Below are 660 nucleotides of genomic sequence, written 5' to 3'. Positions count from 1 at the left end.
AAGTAGAAGGAAAAGTCGGGGAGACGAAACCCGCTCCTAAACAAGAGGGTGAGGGAGATCCAGAATTCATCAAGCGTCAAGACCAGAAGCGGTCGGACTTGGATGAACAGTTGAAGGAATACATCAACGAATGGCGCAAACAGCGGGCCAAGGAGGAGGATGAGCTCAAACGCCTTAAAGAGAAGCAGGCCAAGCGCAAGGTTTCGCGTGCCGAAGAAGAAAGGCGCCTCGCTCAAAAGAAAAAGGAAGAAGAAGAAAGGAGAGTGCGCGAAATCGAAGAGAAGAAACAGCGCGACATCGAAGAGAAGAGCCAACGGCTCGAGGAGGCCGAGAAGAAGCGCCACGCTATGCTCCAGGCCATGAAAGATGCCAGCAAGACCGGACCCAACTTCACCATCCAAAAGAAGAGCGAAAACTTCGGTTTGAGCAATGCCCAGCTGGAGCGCAACAAGACCAAGGAGCAGCTGGAAGAGGAGAAGAAGATCTCCCTGTCCATCCGCATCAAGCCGCTGACCATCGAGGGTCTCTCCGTCGACAAACTCCGACAGAAGGCCCAGGAACTCTGGGAGTGCATCGTCAAACTCGAGACCGAGGAATACGATCTCGAAAAGAGGCAAAAGAGACAGGACTACGACTTAAAAGAGCTCAAAGAAAGACAAA

Annotated in this window: 1 protein-coding gene; it reads left to right on the top strand. The window is 52.1% G+C overall.

Features of this window, described 5'->3' with window-relative positions; genetic code table 11:
• Positions 1–660: troponin (locus tag F0L46_RS27955; RefSeq protein ID WP_210247715.1), on the top strand; the 660-nt coding region annotated here is incomplete at both ends.

Source organism: Salinarimonas soli, assembly GCF_008386575.1.
GTDB classification, from domain to species: Bacteria; Pseudomonadota; Alphaproteobacteria; order Rhizobiales; family Beijerinckiaceae; genus Salinarimonas_A; species Salinarimonas_A soli.
Note: the sequence above shows the minus strand (reverse complement) of the source record. Positions and strands in the feature narration are given on the sequence as shown.